Below are 15,655 nucleotides of genomic sequence, written 5' to 3'. Positions count from 1 at the left end.
TAAGGTTTTGTTTCGATATTCATTCAGAGTCTTTTCGGAGTGTCCGGGGACGTATCAGCAGACAAAGCCCCACGACGGTAAGGGCAGCGTTGATAAGCAGCAGTTCGAAGCTGATTTGGTAGCCGCCGAACCAACGTTCACTGTTCGACTGGAGGACGTAGCACAGCAAGGGCGACAGGACGGCCACCGCAGGCACCCAACGGTCGCGCACCGGCCGTTTGCAGGCCAGTCCGAAGGCAAACATGCCCAGGATGGGGCCGTAGGTGTAGGACGCCAGGCTGTAGACGGCGTTGATGGCGCTGTCGTCATTCAGCTCGTAAAAGACGATGATGACGGCCATCATCGTCACGGACATGGCTACGTGCACTCGCTGGCGTGTCCGGGTCAGGTGGTGTTCGTCCTGCTTCTGGCCGGCGCGCAGGATGTCGAGGGTGAACGACGTGGTGAGTGCCGTAAGCGCCGAGCCTGCCGCCGAGTAAGCGGCCGCAATCAGTCCGATGATGAAGACAATGCCGATGAAGAGCGGAAAACCGTCGCTCCACGCCACTGCGCCGAACAGGGCGTCTCCCGTCACCTGTTCCGTCGCTGGCAGGCGGGTTTCGGAATACATATAGAGCAACGTGCCCAAGACCAGGAACAGTCCGATGACAAAAATCTGGATGAAGGCGCTCAGCACCATGTTCTTCTGCGATTCGCGGAAGTTCCGGCAGCTCAGCGTGCGCTGCATCAGGTCTTGGTCCAGTCCCGTGGTGGCTATGACCATGAAGATGCCTGCCGCGAATTGCTTCCAGAAGTAGTGCCCGTCGTTAGGGTCGTCGAAGAAGAAGGTACGGCTGGTCGGATGAGCCGCGACGGCGGCAGGCAGGTCACTCAGCCCGATGCCCAGGCTCCAGGCTATAAAACCGATGCAGCACACTACGGAAAGCACCAGGCACAGCGTTTTCAGTGAATCCGTCCAGATGAGCGACTTCACCCCGCCCCGGAAAGAATAGAGCCAGATGAGCGCCACCGTCAGCACGACATTGAGGGCGAACGGAATGTTCAACGGCTGGAATACCAGCGTTTGCAGCACGACGCACACCACGAAAAAGCGTACCGATGCCCCCAACATCTTCGACACGAAGAAGAACCATGCGCCTGTGCGGTAAGCCACCAGTCCGAAGCGGCTCTCCAGGTAGCCGTAGATGCTGACGAGGTTCATGCGGTAGAACAACGGAATCAGTACCCACGCCACGACCACAGATCCCACGAAGAAGCCCAGTACCATTTGCAGGTAGCTGTAGCCTCCCGCTTGTACGGCACCTGGCACAGAGATGAAAGTCACGCCCGATATGCTGGCGCCAATCATGGCTACCGTAGCCATCCACCACTTCGACCCCCTGTTGCCGTTGAAGAATCCGGCGTTGTCGGCTTTCCGTCCCGTAAGCCAGGAGATGAGGAACAGCAGGGCGAAATAGCCCGCGATGGTCATCAGGACAATCCATGCAGTGGTCATAAGTCTTCTTTCGTTAAGGGTTATTCTGCATAAAGCAGGTAAGGTTTGCGTTGTTGCTTAAAGCGCGCCACGTCGTCGGCCCACGTCGCCTCTATCTCTTCCGCGCTACGCCCGTCTTCTATCATCTTCCGCACGTAGGCCACGCCCATCAGTTTCTCGAAGAACGACGTAAAGAAGCGGTCGCCCAGGTTCAGGTTGCGGTAGGCGTCGATGAGGTAAGACAGGTCGATGCCTTTGTGGCGGAGCTCCTCTTCACTCAGTTGGCTGAGGTCGACGCCGTGGCACAGCTTATCCTTCTGCGGAGGATTCTTGGCGCCGGGCAGGCTGTGCGGGGTGAAGCTGTAGCGGTAGCCCGTCATCTCCGGATGGCCGTAGACCTGGAAGGGCAGCGACGTGCCGCGCCCCAGACTGACCGGTGTCGCTTCGAAATAGCAAAGCGAGGCGTAGAGATACACCGCTTTCATGTTGGGCAGGTTGGGCGAGGGCGGGACGGGCAGTCGGTAAGGCGTCTGGTGCGTGTAGTTCCGGCAAGGTATGACGGTGATGTCGCACGTCCGCCCTTCCGGCAGCCAGCCTTCGCCGTTCACCATGCGGGCCAACTCTCCTAAGGTCATGCCGTGCACTACGGGCAGGGGAAGCCAGCCCACCGCTGACTTGTAGCGCATGTCCAGCAAGGGGCCGTCGACGTAGTGACCGTTCGGATTGGGGCGGTCCAGGATGAGCATCTGCTTGCCGTGTTCCGCGCAGGCGTCCATCAGGCGGCACATCGAGGCGTAGTAGGTGTAGAAGCGCAGGCCCACGTCTTGTATGTCTACGATGAGCAGGTCAAACTTGCTCATGGACGCTGCGCTGGGTTTGCCCAGTTTTCCGTCATAAAGGGAGAGGATGGGGACGCCCGTCTGCGGGTCGGTCGAGCTGGACACGTGTTCGCCGGCGTCGGCATTGCCACGAAACCCGTGTTCGGGCGAGAAGATGGCCACGACGTTGAATTTGTTTTCCAGCAGCAGGTCCAGCAGGTGCTTGTCACCAATCATGCCCGTGTGGTTGGAGAAGATGGCGATGCGTTTCCCTTCCAGCAGGGGAAAGTAGCGTTCCGTCTGTTCGTCGCCGGGGATGACACGGGACTGTGCCGCGCCGGGCAGGCCGACACACAGCAGCAGAAGCGCGAGCCACAGGCGTTGCCTGATTCGTAAGGGTCGGATTCCTTTCATAGCGGGGTGTTTACAAGAGTTTCAATTCGTTGATAAAGACAAAAGCGATGCCTATTGGGGCGACGAACTTCAGCAGGAACACGATGAGGCGGTAGATGCGTACCTTCAGGGTGCCGCGGTTGGTGAGCTCCTCCCACACAATCTTCTTGTCCAGATACCAGCCCGTAAAGAGGGCGATGAACAGTCCGCCGAGCGGCAGCATCAGCTTGGCTGTGACAAAGTCGAAGAGGTCAAACAGTGTCATGCCGAACAGGGTGTACTCCCGCCCCACGCCCAGCGACAGCGAGCAGAACGTGCCCAGAATGATGCAGCCGGCTGTAACGAGGCGGGCGGCCTTGCCGCGCGAGAGGTTGAACTCTTCGTGCAGGTAGGCGGTCACCACTTCGTGGAGCGAGATGGTGGAGGTCAGTGCGGCCAGAGCCAGCAGGATGTAGAACATCACCGCCAGCAGGGCGGCTATGAAGGGCACGTTGCCAAAGGCTTGCTGGAAGACGTTGGGCAGGGTGACGAACAGCAGGCCGGGGCCGGAGTCGGGCTGGATGCCCACGGCGAAAGCGGCCGGAAAGATGATGACGCCGGCCAGGATGGCTACGCAGGTGTCGATGACTGCGACGCTGAAGGCTGTCTTGGGCAGGTTGGTGTCGGGCTTGAAGTACGAGGCGTAGGTGCAGAGGCAACCCATGCCGAGGCTGAGTGAGAAGAAGGCCTGTCCCATGGCGGCCAGCAGCACGCCGCCGTCCACTTTCTCGAAGTCGGGCTTCAGCAAGAACTCGATGCCCCGACCGGAGCCTGGCAACAGCAGTGCACAGACGGCGAGGATGAGCAACAGGATGAAGAGGGCGGGCATCATGATTTTGGACGAACGCTCGATGCCTTTCTCCACGCCTTTCACTATAATGAAGTGGGTGATGAGCAAGAACAAGACGGTCCATACCACCGGGAGCCAGGGATTGCTGACAAACGTGTCGTACAACGCTACGTAGTCGGCGGGGCCTTTCCCGGCAAAGTGGCCCAGGCCGGCGGCACAGATGTATTCCAACGTCCATCCGGCTACGACGGAGTAGTAACTCAGAATAAGAAATCCGGCCAGCACGCCCATGCGCCCCACCCAACGCCATTGGGTGCCGGGCGCCAGTTTCTGGTAGGCGCGGGCGGTGTTGGACTGCGAGCGTCGCCCGATGAGGAACTCGGCCATCATGATGGGCGCGCCGAACAGCAGCACGCAGCCTAAGTAGACGAAGATGAAAGCGGCGCCGCCATATTCGCCCGTCATGTAGGGGAAGCGCCAGATGTTGCCCAGCCCTACGGCTGAGCCTGCGGAGGCGAGTATCACGCCCAGTTTGGTGCCGAAGTTGGCCCGGTTGTTGCTTGCCATTGTTTCGTGGTTTTCTTACAAATTGTTATTAAAGCTGATTGTTTCGTGCAAATGTAGGAAAACTTCCGTACTTTTGGAGCGCAATACGTAAATAATTCGAAGTCTATGCTGTATTTCTTGAAAAGATATCCCGTGTCCCTGCTGGTCATTTCGGCCGTGGTGTATCTGTCTTTCTTCCGTCCGCCCAGCACGGAGTTGGATGGCATCCCCAATATCGACAAGGTGGTGCACGTATGTATGTACTTCGGCATGTCGGGCATGTTGTGGTTCGAATTTCTGCGGGCGCACCGCCGCGACCACACGCCTTTGTGGCATGCGTGGGTGGGGGCTTTCCTCTGTCCGGTGCTGTTCAGCGGGGTGGTGGAGTTGCTCCAGGCTTATTGCACGACTTACCGGGGCGGCGACTGGCTGGACTTTGCGGCGAACGCCACGGGCGCCGTGTTGGCGTCGGCCGTGGCGTTGGTGGTGCGCAAAAAGTTCTTCAAATAGCCTCTGGATTCTTCATTTAGCGCGCAGCGCGATTCTTCATCCTTCATTTCATCAGGGCTTCGGCCACGCTTTGCAGGTGGATGCCGTTCGAGCCTTTGATGAGGATGGTCTTTCCCGTGGGGCGCTCGACCTCCAGGGCGGCGATGAGGGCGGGTGCGTCGGCGTAGGTGGGACAGGAGTGGCGCGTGGCGGCAAACTGGCTGCCGACGAGCACGACGTCCGTCAGACCGCAGGCTTCGAGGTGGTCGACGATGTGCTGGTGTTCGGCGGCGCTGTCTGCGCCCAGTTCGCGCATGTCGCCCAGGATGAGCATCTTGCTCGGTGCTTGCATCTTGCGGAAGTTTTCTATGGCGGCCATCATGCTGGTGGGGTTGGCGTTGTAGGCGTCGACGATGAGGGTGTTGTCAGCGGTCTGTACCAGTTGCGAGCGGTTGTTGTGCGGCACGTAGTTTTCGAGGGCGCGGTCGATGTCCGTGGCCGGGACGCCGAAGAAGCGTCCGACGGTGGCTGCTGCCAGCGCGTTGGGCAGGTTGTATTCGCCGATGAGTCGCGTCTGCACGGTGTGTGCGGCGCTTTCGCCTTCGGCTTTCCACTCGAATCCCAGGTAGGGCGAGTTCTGCGTCATGCGGCCCGTGACGAAGAGTCCTTCGCGTGAGCCATAACGGATTTGCCGCAAGTCGTGCGCCATGTCTTTCAGCCAGTCGTTGTCGTCGTGTACGAACACCGTGGCCCCGCCCCGGCTGCGCAGGTAGTCGAACAATTCTCCTTTGGTGCGTATGACGCCTTCGAACGAACCGAAACCTTCCAGATGAGCCTTGCCCACGTTGGTGATAAGGCCGAAGTCCGGCTCTGCTATCTCCACCAGCTCACGGATGTCTCCGGGGTGGCTGGCGCCCATCTCTACCACGGCCAGTTGATGCTCGGGCCGCAGCCCTAGCAGTGTCAGGGGCACGCCGATGTGGTTGTTCAGATTGCCCTGCGTGTAGTGCAGGCGGAAGGAGGTCGACAGTACGGCGGCCATCAGTTCCTTGGTCGTCGTCTTCCCGTTGGTGCCGGTGATGCCGATGATGCGCGTGCCCAGCGTGCGACGGTGGTGGCGTGCCAGAAGCTGCAACGTGCGGAGGCAGTCGTCCACCAGCACATAGCGCGCGTCATCTTGCGGCAGGCAGGCGGGGTTGTCGACGACGGCGTGCGTGCATCCGTTCTCCAAAGCCTGGGCGGCAAAGGCATTGCCGTCGAACGTGTCGCCCCGGAGGGCGAAAAACAGCGACCCTGCGGGGCAACGGCGGCTGTCGGTGGTCACGCCCGAGGATTGCAGGAATATCCGATAGAGTGAATCTATGTCCATACGTCTTTCTGTAAGCCAATTAAAAAACGCTGCAAAGGTAGGTCTTTTCTTTTGGAAATCCATCGCCGGAGGCCGCTTTTCCTGTCCCTCCTATCCCGCTCTGCACGACGTGGTTGCTTGCACCGAAACAGCGCCGTGGCTCTGACGGACACGAGCCGCGCCCGTTCCGCACACGGGCCGTGCCTCTTCCGCACACGGGGCAAGGCTCTGTCGAGCGCTTGCGATTTTTTTTCTCTTTCACCCGTATGAAGGGACTGCATAATTCCTTACCTTTGCAGGAAATATGCGGAGGGCCATCGTTGGCCGCATCCGTTGAAAAGATTCTTATCTATGCAGGATACATTGTACATAAACGTGAATGGCCGCCTGATGGACTTGTCCGTCCCCCGCGTCATGGGCATCCTGAACGTGACGCCCGACTCTTTCTTCGCCGCAAGCCGCACGTTTTCCGAAACCGAAGTGGCCCGCCGCGCCGAGCAGTTGCTGGCCGATGGTGCCGACATCATAGACATCGGCGGATACTCTACCCGACCCGGTGCTGCCGAAGTGTCGCCCGACGAAGAGTGGGCACGCCTCAGCCTGGCCCTGAAAGCCGTGCGGGCGGTCAGTGAAGAGGCCGTGTTGTCCGTCGACACGTTCCGGGCCGACGTGGCGCGGCGTTGCGTCGAGGAATACGGCGTGGCCATCATCAACGACATCTCCGGAGGCGAACTCGATGCGGACATGTTCTCCACCGTCGCCGCGCTGGGCGTCCCCTACATCCTCATGCACATGCAGGGCACTCCCCAGACCATGCAGCAAGCGCCGCACTATGACGACGTCTTGCGCGAAGTCATCCTCTACCTGGCCCGCAAGGTGCAGCAGCTCCGCGAGCTGGGCGTGCGTGACATCATCCTGGACCCCGGCTTCGGCTTCGGGAAAACCGTGGACGACAATTACCGCCTGCTGGCCTGCTTGGACGAACTGGCTCTGTTCGGCCTGCCCGTCCTGGCCGGCATTTCGCGCAAGTCCATGATTTGCCGCGTGCTGGACACCACACCCGACCAAGCCCTGAACGGCACCACCGTGCTGAACACCTTGTGCCTGACGAAAGGTGCCCGCATCTTGCGCGTGCACGACGTGCGCCCCGCCGTCGAGGCTGTCCGCCTGTTCGGCGCCATGCAAGCTCAATCTTCATTTACCGCTAACCATTAACCTGTACTTCCGTGTTTTTCGCATTTGGCATCAAAGATTTCATAGACATCCTGCTGGTCGCCCTGCTCTTGTATTATACGTACAAGCTGATGAAAGCCTCCGGCTCGCTCAATATCTTTATAGGCATCCTGGTCTTCATTCTGATTTGGCTGGTTGTGTCGCAAGTGCTGGAGATGAAGCTCCTGGGCTCCATCTTCGACAAGTTAGTCAGCGTGGGCGTCCTGGCGCTCATCATACTCTTTCAAGAAGAGATACGCCGCTTCCTCTTGACCCTGGGCTCGCACCAGCACATCAAGCGCTTTGTCCGTTTCTTTACGGGGAATAAAGAGGCCGACGTGACGCACGAAGACATCATGCCCATCGTCATGGCCTGTATCAGTATGGGTAAACAGAAGGTCGGCGCACTCATCGTCATCGAGCACGACATGCCTTTGGACGACGTGGTGCGTACGGGCGAGGTCATCGACGCCAATATCAACCAGAGGCTCATCGAGAACATCTTCTTCAAGAACAGTCCGCTGCACGACGGCGCCATGGTCATCAGCAAAAAGCACATCAAGGCAGCCGGCTGCATATTGCCCGTGTCACACAATCTGGACATCCCCAAAGAACTGGGACTGCGGCACCGTGCCGCCCTGGGCATCTCCCAAGTGTCCGATGCGCATGCCATCATCGTGTCCGAAGAAACCGGGGCAATCTCCGTGGCCTACAAAGGACAGTTCTACCTGCGCCTCAATGCCGAAGCGCTGGAAAGCATGTTGACTATGGGTTGAGATGAAGCGTCGGCTCCGGGCTTGGCTCTCGGCGGAGGTCAACGTCTTAGGGAAAGGATTTTGATTCCGATATCGCTCACGCCAGGCAAAAGACTGTCTGGCAGCAGGCTTGTAAGGGTGATGCGGCAAGTATCTTTCAGCCCTGCCGGAAGAAAAACAAGTGGGGAAGAGACCGTGCGCAAGTCACTCCAACCGGAGCTTACCCAATGGCCTTGTTCGTCGGCCACCACCACCTGCAATGTGTCAGTGAAAGAGATTGTCAGGCTATCGTTCTGTATGGCCAACAGCAAAGGTAACTCACAGTATGGATAAGACACACGGTGGCGCAGCTCGACACACAGAGCATACGCGGACGTACTGTCTGGCAAAACAGCCTCGAAACGCAGTGTGTCATTCCATTTCAACCCCGCCGAAGAGACGGGGCGAAAGGAGTGACAAACCACGTGTGGCCGGCAAGCCGTCAACAGGCTTATGATGAACAGACCGGCCCATGCGATGAGGAAATCCGGCTTATGCTTTGTCCGGTGTTTCATTGTCAGGTCGTTTTTCATTAGCCGTCTTGTCGGGCGCAGCCTTGGGGGTTTTGCGGGCAGCGGCTTGCGGCTGTTGGGGCTTTCCCTGCCGGTTTTTGGCAGAGGACTGGCTTTTAGACTGCTGCTGGGGCTTAGGCTGTTGGGGCTTGGGTTGCCCGGATTGTTTGGCAGCGGCCTGCGGTTGCGGCGATTTCTTTTTCTTCTTGTTTTTCGTCTTCTTGGCGCGGTCGAAGCGTGTCAATTCGTCTTGTTCTACCAGGTCCACACTCTTCTTTTCCATTCCTTGCTGAGAGTCTTCCAACAGGCTTTCAGGCTTCTCGCCTCGTTTGTTCATGTTGATAACCTGAAATGCTCTGCGCCCGCTGATGGTCACGGCATTGGCCAGCACATCTTTCGCAGTCGAGTAAGTCAGTTGGTTGCTTAATATGTCGGTCTTGAAGCAATAATAAGTGGCATCTTTCGTCTCCAGAGGAACTTCTTTCGAGGGTAATCGTTTTTGGGCTTCTACGTAAGTGTCGACTTCGTAGTTCAGGCAACATTTCAGCTTGGCACATTGTCCGGCCAATTTCTGTGGGTTAAGTGCAATGTCTTGATAACGTGCGGCAGAAGTGGCAACCGATACGAACGATGTCATCCATGTGGCGCAACACAGTTCCCGCCCGCAAGGGCCGATGCCTCCGATGCGCCCGGCCTCTTGGCGTGCTCCTATTTGTTTCATCTCGATGCGTACATGGAAAGCATCGGCCAATACTTTGATGAGCTGTCGGAAGTCTACGCGTTCATCGGCAATGTAGTAGAAGATGGCTTTGTTTCCGTCACCCTGGTATTCCACGTCTCCAATCTTCATATCCAGCTTCAAGTCCTTGGCAATTTGCCTGGAACGTATCATGGTGTTGTGCTCTTTGGCTTTGGCTTCGTGATATTTCTCCATGTCCACAGCCTTGGCCTTTCGGTAGATGCGTTTTATGTCCGCTTCCGACTTTAGATTGGCCTTCTTCAGTTGCAGCAATACCAGCCGTCCTGTCAGGGTAACCGTTCCGATGTCGTGTCCCGGAGTCGCTTCAACGGCCACGATGTCTCCTTTCTCCAGTGGAATTTTGTTGCTGTTGCGGTAATATCCTTTACGAGTGTTTTTGAATTGCACCTCTACCAAGTCACATTCGTCTGTATTGCCCGGGATGTCGGCTAACCAGTCATACGTGTTCAGTTGCTTGTCTTGGCGTCCGCAGCTTTTACAACAGAGGTTTCCACTTCCGTTGTGCAGGACGAAGGGCTTGACGGATGCCACTTCGTGTTGTTTGGCTGTATGGTTATCGTTATTGTCTTTCATATCTTGTTTCTGTTAATCGTATAAAAAATCTGTTCGTTCATTGTTTCAGTAGCATAATCATCTTCAAGGCAAAGTCGAAAAATACCATACGCGGGTTGACGTTTTGCCCGATATGCAGTTGTGCTTCGCTTAGTTCCTGCATAATGCCTGTCACATTGCGTTCATTGACAAACGGAGAGAAGCGTGTGGCGAAGTTTTCCTCTTGGCGTGTCAGGTAATTCAGCTCTTTTCGATGCAAGTTGAAGATGAAGTTTTCACGTGTCATGCGTTGGCAATAGTCCAAGAAATTCTTTTGCCGCTCTCGGCCTAAAGCTGCTACTTGTTCGCTCCATTGCTTCATTTCACGTATTTTGCGTTGCCAGGCCAGTCGCATCAGGCTGACAAACAGGTCGAAGAACTGTTGGTTTTCCTCGTTCAGGCTGATAGTCTCCAATGCTTTGATGAAATTGCCGTTGGCTATGTGAGCAATGGCTTTGCTGTCTTCCGGTTGTATGCCATAACGTTCGCATAACGCTATTTCCACATCTTCTTCTGCAATGCCTGGTACGTTGAAACGTTGTGTGCGGCTCAATATAGTGGGGAGTATCATCTCTGGATTTTCACTCACCAGCAGGAAGATGGTTTGTTCAGGAGGTTCTTCCAATAGTTTGAGCAACTTGTTGGCACAAACTTCATGCAGTTTCTCGGGCAGCCAGACGAGGGTGATTTTGTATCCTCCTTCTACTGACTTCAGACTGAGCTTGCGGGTTATCTCATCGCTTTCCTTCGCATAGATGATGGCTTGTCCATTCTCTGCCCCCATCTCGTCCAACCAATGGTTCAGGCTGAAGTAAGGAGTGGTTGTCAGCAAATGGCGCCAGTTGGCTATATAGTCGTCACAGAGCTCCTTCTTCCCCTTCGCACTTTTTACGATGGGGAACATGAAATGTACGTCTGGATGTACAAGCTTGTTCCATTTTATGCACGACGGGCAGGTGCCGCAAGCATCTTCCCCGTTGCGGTTACTGCAACAAAGATAGCGTGCATAGGCCAAAGCCAAAGGCAATTTGCCGCTACCTTGCGGTCCGCAAAACAGTTGAGCATGAGGGATGCGTCCTTCTCTCACTTCTTGTTTCAGCTTTTCTTTAGCTACCTGTTGCCCTATGACGTCTTTAAAATAGAACACTTCTTGGCGGATGATCTGGGGTTAATAAATCTGTTTAGCGATTTCGCGGATACTGTCTACGGCTCCGATGGTATAAAAATGAATACTCGGTACGCCGTGAGCCATCAGTTCGCGGCATTGCTGGATGCACCATTCTATACCTAACCGTTGTACCTCGGCGTCCGTAGTACATTTGGCCACTTCGTGTGCCAGCTCTTCCGGAATGTCAACCTTAAAAGTCTTGGGAATGATGTTCAGTTGCGAGAGCTTCTTGAGAGGCTTGATTCCCGGGATGATAGGCACAGTGATGCCCGCCGCCCGTGCCCGTTCCACAAAGCTGAAATACTTGCGATTGTCATAAAACAGTTGGGTGACAGCATATTCGGCACCTGCATCTATTTTCTTTTTCAACCAATACAGATCCGAATCCAAGTTGGGCGCCTCTTCATGTTTTTCTGGATAACATGCTACTCCATACGAGAATGGCGTTTTGGTAACAGTCATTTCCGAACCGTCCACAAAGATACCTTTGTTAAAGTTATTGATTTGTTCTTCCAGTTCAATCGCATGGGTATGGCCTCCCGGCTCGGGTATGAAGATGGATTCATGTTTGGCTTTGTCTCCCCGCAGAACCAGCAAGTCGGTAATGCCCAGAAACTGTAAATCCAGCAGCATGTACTCTATGTCTTCACGCGTGAAACCACTGCATAATACGTGCGGTACGACCGTGATGTTATACTTGTTCTGTATGGCAGCAGCTACGGCCACAGTTCCTGGACGACGGCGCAATCTGTTGCGCTGAAATAAACCGTTTCCCAGTTCCTTATAGACATATTCGCTGCGATGGGTCGTAAAGTTGATGTATTGGGGATTGAACTCTAACAACTGGTCGATGGATTGATAGAGCTTTTCTATCCCCGTACCTTTCAGTGGAGGTAATATTTCGATGGAGAATGCCGTTTTCTTCTGGCTTTTTATCAAATCGATGACTTTCATTGTCCTATCTCTGTTGAGCAAAAACTATAAGCGCAAAGATAAAACAAAAAACTGAGAAACGCAGCAAGTCGTGGAAGAATGATTGGATAGAAAGGTTTTGAGAATATAAAAATAGTGAGCGTGTTGAACCAGATCAGGTAAATCAGTTTTTTCGAGCAGAATCTTTATTTTTAGCTTGTTGAGAGGATAAAAACAAAAGGACGAACCGTAATTTCAACGATTCGTCCCTTAGAGTACCCTTAAACGATGAAATGTTGAACCTTTGGAATGATTTTCGCCTCATCGTGGAATATTTGCAAAGCGTAGAGGGTATAACCAAACTTATAAACTCCATTTAAGATTTACCTTACAAATCTAATTTTATTTTCAGTATCATATTTGAGCATTTAAGAAGGCGTATACCCTTATAGGTGTGCGCCTTAACTTATGTATCCCGTTACTTATTATATTTTTGAGAGATAAGTACGGTAAGGGGTAATCGGTTTGTTATGTCTCTCGAAAAAATTTCTATAGAAAATTTGTGGATAAACTTATTACTCTTGATAAACTTTCCAAAGTAGGCCATATTTATATATGTAATAATGAACATAAACAAGTAACAATGGAAAGACAGTACAGAGAATTATCGGATGAGACAAAAGCTAAGATTAGCCAAAGTATGAAAGGGAAAAGCAAGTCTTTTACACACAGAGAAGCTATTTCAAACGGACTTAAAGACTATTGGAAAACTATCCCCAATAAACCGACAACAGAAAATAAGGTAGGCTAAGAACCTACCTTAAAATATCACCACTTCTCAAGGTGACAAAACTTGCATTTCTGCAAGACTGAATAATATGTATATACTTATTTGAAATGCTCAAATTTGATAAAATGAAATTAGTAACGAAGATTGATTACATCAGCGATATAGATTATAGCAAATTTATATTGAATAGCAAAGAGGATAGCATCCTCTATTATAAATATCAGCAAGAAAGACCTTTCTACCTTTTAGTAATGGTGAACTATCAACACAATGAGTTGGTATTAGAATTTACGGGAAAAATCCTTTTAGACAATTATACAAACCTTATTGACATATATACGGCTAAGGCCTGTTTGTCACAAATCAACAGATTAGGTATTTGCCATCTGAATGTAGATGCTATTATGATAGATTCTAATGTTGTGAAATGCGATGTTACCAAAGATATAGAATGCGGCTCAATGCAAAACATCATTACCAATGTGAGGCAAAACCTATCCAACTACAAGAAATGGATAACAAGACCGTACCATAAAGAAGGTATAACAATAGAAAACGTAGTAAAGACTCCAAGATATAAGAAACGCTTAATCATATACGATAAGGCAAAAGAACTACAATCGGCAGATAACCGATACTTTCTGAATGCCGTATCAAATCCCAATGAAATACTTTCATACTTCTACGACAAGACACGTTTTGAGCTAAACATAAACACCATGGATCAAATCAGAAACCTCTTGAACATTCCTAATAATACTCTATCGGCGGTACTGGCATCAAAGGCAAACCCAATCCTATCTGTTATTGATGAGGCTATTAAATACAATGCCTGCCAACAACGGACTATGACATTAAGAGATTACGAGCATAGTTTATTGCTTAAAGAATGTGATTATGATATGAGTGCGGTTGAAGCTAAGGTAAGGGCATTGAGTGCTAAAACAACTTCAATAACAAGAGTGATGAAAGTCTATAAAGACTTGTATAGCCAAATACAAACAGAAGCTGCTCCCAACATAGACATAAGAGCGTTAGTAGCTTAGGATTGAAGATATGATTGCGGAAATGCGGAGTTGCGGAGTAGATTTTTCACTTTTTCAAGAAATGAGAATTTCGATTCCGCACTTCGCACTTCGCACCTTTAAAATATTCAAAAGCAACGATATAGGTACAAAATAGAATATTCGTATAAGGCGCATTCTATAAAAATTATCGCAAGTTTCTATATATCAATGATTTGTTTAGAATGCAAATATTCACTTCTACATATTTTTGAATATTCAGACACAAAAGAAAAGGTTGGCTTTCCGACCAACCTTAAACATGACACACTATATTTGTTTAATAGCTATCGGCCATCCACTGTGGAAGTATCACAATAGCATCCAACTTCCCGTTTTTGACATCTTCCAATTTCAAGTATTCATAATCACCTTCAAGATGTGAATTTACGCTATCAAAGCTACCCATCAACTTTACATTGGAGGGGAAGCCCTCTATATCGAAAGAGAGGAAATCCACTTCAGACCCTGACTCATACCTTATTTTGGCATTATAAGTTTCAACCATTTCTTTTGCACTCAACCCTGCATGAATGCCATTGCTCATTTTTAATTTATCTGAATAAACTATTATTGTGTTGATTTTTGAGCTATAAATATCGCACGAGTAGTTTTGAACGTCAGGCTTTAACGCGACCATCAATTCATCACCATTATACAGCAATACGTATGGCTCACCTTCTGAAAGTTGGGCGAATTCAACTTCTGAACGGTCAAAAAACTCATAAGTCTCATCCATCTCATTTTCAGTAAAATCAGAACTTTTAGGATATAAAGAAGTTTGCGAACAATGGGTAAAAGGCAATCCGCCTCCACACTCAATGATAAGTGCTGACCGTTCTTCATCAAGATAATCTATGCCTCTGCTTGACACTCTGATTTTGCTAAAATCAATATCCTTTCCCTTTGAGGCAGAAGCAACTTTTTGTGTGCTACTTTGCTCAATACTGTCTTGAGGATTTGATGAAGAATTGCAACCCCACAACATACATAATACTGCAATTAATCCAATGTGGATAAAATTTAAGTGTTTCATATCGATTCTTTTTAATGATTAATCTTTCATTTCCTCTACTTTACGGAAAAACATATAACATTTTTCCTTATCAGTAGCATCAAAGGCTTTCAATACTTCCATTGCTTTTGTATAGCCAATGGAATTCTCTCTGATAATATCTGTTATTTCTTCTATCGTTTTTTCTTCCTTTACATCTTCAGTCATTTTGATGATTGTCTCACTTTCCGTTGATATGACGCCATTTAGATATTGACTTACTTGTCTTGAACTTTTCAACTGTGCTATGCGATTCATCGTACTCTCCGAACCCGACTTCTTCACAAGTACCACTGAAAGCAAATAGTTATTGTTATAATCCGAAACTATCTTCACTCCTTCAAACGGTGCGTTTTTATACATCCTTACAAGGAAGTTTTCTAATGCTATACGCTCTTGATTGTAGCTTTGAGCGAAAACATCCATAAATGCGGAAACAACTAAAATAAATAAAATCAGAACTTTTTTCATAGTTCGCCTCCTTTCTTGTTTATTACTTCTCTATTGAAATATTGCCAAAAATCTTTGTTGTATTCAACGCTTAAGTCTTTCCAAGCCATTTTATAAATTGGCCGATTGGTAGTAATTTGCATACCTTCTTTCCACATCTCCCAAATTTGATTTGGTATCATTCCCTTTCTCCACAAGTGATACTCCTCACTGCAAAGGTCAAAATATAATCGCATATACATTCGGGCCTTAGCATTTATGTGTTCAGTACCATTGAATATGCTTTCGGGCATGTTGATAAGTATCTCTTGATACCTCCGCGTATATTCGGAAAACATCAATATTTTGTTTTGTCGCCTATCTTTATATTGAGTATATACAATAGTGATAACGGCTACTAAAAACATTCCCGTCTGCAATAGAATTTCTATTTTCATAACACCCTTAAATT

The 15,655-nt window shown here is 50.7% G+C and carries 16 protein-coding genes; 5 read left to right on the top strand and 11 right to left on the bottom strand.

Annotated features, from left to right (window positions below; translation table 11 throughout):
* Positions 1–19 precede the first annotated feature (19 nt).
* From M3090_RS03750 to M3090_RS03740, 3 genes are read right to left on the bottom strand one after another with little or no spacing between them, the layout of a single operon-like run.
* Entirely contained in the window at positions 20–1,495 is a 1,476-nt protein-coding gene (locus M3090_RS03750) for a sodium:solute symporter (RefSeq protein ID WP_249054058.1), read from the bottom strand.
* A gap of 20 nt (positions 1,496–1,515) precedes the next feature.
* Entirely contained in the window at positions 1,516–2,706 is a 1,191-nt protein-coding gene (locus M3090_RS03745; RefSeq protein ID WP_249054057.1) for an exo-beta-N-acetylmuramidase NamZ domain-containing protein, read from the bottom strand.
* Between the two features lie 10 nt (positions 2,707–2,716).
* Entirely contained in the window at positions 2,717–4,081 is a 1,365-nt protein-coding gene (locus tag M3090_RS03740; protein WP_249054056.1) for a sodium-dependent transporter, read from the bottom strand.
* Positions 4,082–4,186: 105 nt separating this feature from the next.
* Between M3090_RS03740 and M3090_RS03735 the strand changes: the two genes are divergently transcribed.
* Positions 4,187–4,570: a VanZ family protein gene (locus M3090_RS03735; protein ID WP_249054055.1), complete on the top strand. Its 384-nt coding sequence runs from the start codon at positions 4,187–4,189 to the stop codon at positions 4,568–4,570.
* A gap of 43 nt (positions 4,571–4,613) precedes the next feature.
* Here the strand turns inward: M3090_RS03735 and M3090_RS03730 are convergent, their stop codons facing one another.
* Positions 4,614–5,918 (bottom strand): UDP-N-acetylmuramoyl-tripeptide--D-alanyl-D-alanine ligase, encoded by a 1,305-nt coding sequence (locus M3090_RS03730; RefSeq protein WP_249054054.1) that lies wholly within the window; start codon positions 5,916–5,918, stop codon positions 4,614–4,616.
* Positions 5,919–6,248: 330 nt separating this feature from the next.
* Here M3090_RS03730 and folP point away from each other — a divergent pair, with 330 nt between their 5' ends.
* Positions 6,249–7,112, top strand: coding sequence for a dihydropteroate synthase (gene folP / locus M3090_RS03725; protein WP_249054053.1), 864 nt, complete (start codon positions 6,249–6,251; stop codon positions 7,110–7,112).
* A gap of 11 nt (positions 7,113–7,123) precedes the next feature.
* Positions 7,124–7,885, top strand: a complete 762-nt coding sequence (cdaA, locus tag M3090_RS03720) for a diadenylate cyclase CdaA (RefSeq protein ID WP_249054052.1) — start codon at positions 7,124–7,126, stop codon at positions 7,883–7,885.
* Between the two features lie 38 nt (positions 7,886–7,923).
* Here cdaA and M3090_RS03715 read toward each other — a convergent pair whose 3' ends face one another.
* From M3090_RS03715 to metF, 4 genes are read right to left on the bottom strand one after another with little or no spacing between them, the layout of a single operon-like run.
* A complete protein-coding gene (locus M3090_RS03715; RefSeq protein ID WP_249054051.1) occupies positions 7,924–8,418 on the bottom strand; it encodes a gliding motility lipoprotein GldH in 495 nt (164 codons plus the stop codon).
* Entirely contained in the window at positions 8,396–9,748 is a 1,353-nt protein-coding gene (locus M3090_RS03710) for a stage 0 sporulation family protein (RefSeq protein ID WP_249054050.1), read from the bottom strand. Before M3090_RS03710 ends, M3090_RS03715 begins: the two co-directional genes overlap by 23 nt.
* 37 nt (positions 9,749–9,785) lie before the next feature.
* On the bottom strand, positions 9,786–10,913 hold the full coding sequence (locus M3090_RS03705) for an ATP-binding protein (RefSeq protein ID WP_249054049.1): 1,128 nt from the start codon (positions 10,911–10,913) through the stop codon (positions 9,786–9,788).
* A 21-nt stretch (positions 10,914–10,934) separates the two neighbouring features.
* On the bottom strand, positions 10,935–11,888 hold the full coding sequence (metF, locus tag M3090_RS03700; protein WP_249054048.1) for a methylenetetrahydrofolate reductase [NAD(P)H]: 954 nt from the start codon (positions 11,886–11,888) through the stop codon (positions 10,935–10,937).
* Between the two features lie 601 nt (positions 11,889–12,489).
* Between metF and M3090_RS03695 the strand changes: the two genes are divergently transcribed.
* Positions 12,490–12,657 carry an NUMOD3 domain-containing DNA-binding protein gene (locus tag M3090_RS03695; protein WP_249054189.1) on the top strand — a complete coding sequence of 56 codons (168 nt, stop codon included), beginning with the start codon at positions 12,490–12,492 and terminating at the stop codon, positions 12,655–12,657.
* A gap of 104 nt (positions 12,658–12,761) precedes the next feature.
* The gene (locus M3090_RS03690; RefSeq protein WP_249054047.1) at positions 12,762–13,682 is read left to right on the top strand and encodes a hypothetical protein; all 921 of its coding nucleotides are present in this window, start codon (positions 12,762–12,764) and stop codon (positions 13,680–13,682) included.
* A gap of 298 nt (positions 13,683–13,980) precedes the next feature.
* On the opposite strand, the gene M3090_RS03685 is transcribed toward M3090_RS03690, so the two are convergent.
* From M3090_RS03685 to M3090_RS03675, 3 genes are read right to left on the bottom strand one after another with little or no spacing between them, the layout of a single operon-like run.
* Entirely contained in the window at positions 13,981–14,736 is a 756-nt protein-coding gene (locus M3090_RS03685; protein ID WP_249054046.1) for a hypothetical protein, read from the bottom strand.
* Between the two features lie 18 nt (positions 14,737–14,754).
* Positions 14,755–15,225, bottom strand: coding sequence for a hypothetical protein (locus tag M3090_RS03680; protein WP_249054045.1), 471 nt, complete (start codon positions 15,223–15,225; stop codon positions 14,755–14,757).
* Positions 15,222–15,641, bottom strand: coding sequence for a hypothetical protein (locus M3090_RS03675; RefSeq protein WP_249054044.1), 420 nt, complete (start codon positions 15,639–15,641; stop codon positions 15,222–15,224). Before M3090_RS03675 ends, M3090_RS03680 begins: the two co-directional genes overlap by 4 nt.
* Positions 15,642–15,655: the final 14 nt, after the last annotated feature.

The organism is Bacteroides sp. ET71, from assembly GCF_023336905.1.
In the GTDB taxonomy this organism is placed as follows: Bacteria; Bacteroidota; Bacteroidia; order Bacteroidales; family Bacteroidaceae; genus Bacteroides.
Note: the sequence above shows the minus strand (reverse complement) of the source record. Positions and strands in the feature narration are given on the sequence as shown.

Bases quoted from the DNA above. Each gene is read 5' to 3' on its own strand.
- M3090_RS03710 (WP_249054050.1), bottom strand. From the start codon at position 9,748: ATGAAAGACAATAACGATAACCATACAGCCAAACAACACGAAGTGGCA.
- M3090_RS03730 (WP_249054054.1), bottom strand. From the start codon at position 5,918: ATGGACATAGATTCACTCTATCGGATATTCCTGCAATCCTCGGGCGTG.
- M3090_RS03750 (WP_249054058.1), bottom strand. From the start codon at position 1,495: ATGACCACTGCATGGATTGTCCTGATGACCATCGCGGGCTATTTCGCC.
- M3090_RS03735 (WP_249054055.1), top strand. From the start codon at position 4,187: ATGCTGTATTTCTTGAAAAGATATCCCGTGTCCCTGCTGGTCATTTCG.
- M3090_RS03690 (WP_249054047.1), top strand. From the start codon at position 12,762: ATGAAATTAGTAACGAAGATTGATTACATCAGCGATATAGATTATAGC.
- M3090_RS03675 (WP_249054044.1), bottom strand. From the start codon at position 15,641: ATGAAAATAGAAATTCTATTGCAGACGGGAATGTTTTTAGTAGCCGTT.
- folP (WP_249054053.1), top strand. From the start codon at position 6,249: ATGCAGGATACATTGTACATAAACGTGAATGGCCGCCTGATGGACTTG.
- M3090_RS03715 (WP_249054051.1), bottom strand. From the start codon at position 8,418: ATGAAACACCGGACAAAGCATAAGCCGGATTTCCTCATCGCATGGGCC.
- M3090_RS03680 (WP_249054045.1), bottom strand. From the start codon at position 15,225: ATGAAAAAAGTTCTGATTTTATTTATTTTAGTTGTTTCCGCATTTATG.
- metF (WP_249054048.1), bottom strand. From the start codon at position 11,888: ATGAAAGTCATCGATTTGATAAAAAGCCAGAAGAAAACGGCATTCTCC.
- M3090_RS03745 (WP_249054057.1), bottom strand. From the start codon at position 2,706: ATGAAAGGAATCCGACCCTTACGAATCAGGCAACGCCTGTGGCTCGCG.
- M3090_RS03685 (WP_249054046.1), bottom strand. From the start codon at position 14,736: ATGAAACACTTAAATTTTATCCACATTGGATTAATTGCAGTATTATGT.
- M3090_RS03740 (WP_249054056.1), bottom strand. From the start codon at position 4,081: ATGGCAAGCAACAACCGGGCCAACTTCGGCACCAAACTGGGCGTGATA.
- M3090_RS03695 (WP_249054189.1), top strand. From the start codon at position 12,490: ATGGAAAGACAGTACAGAGAATTATCGGATGAGACAAAAGCTAAGATT.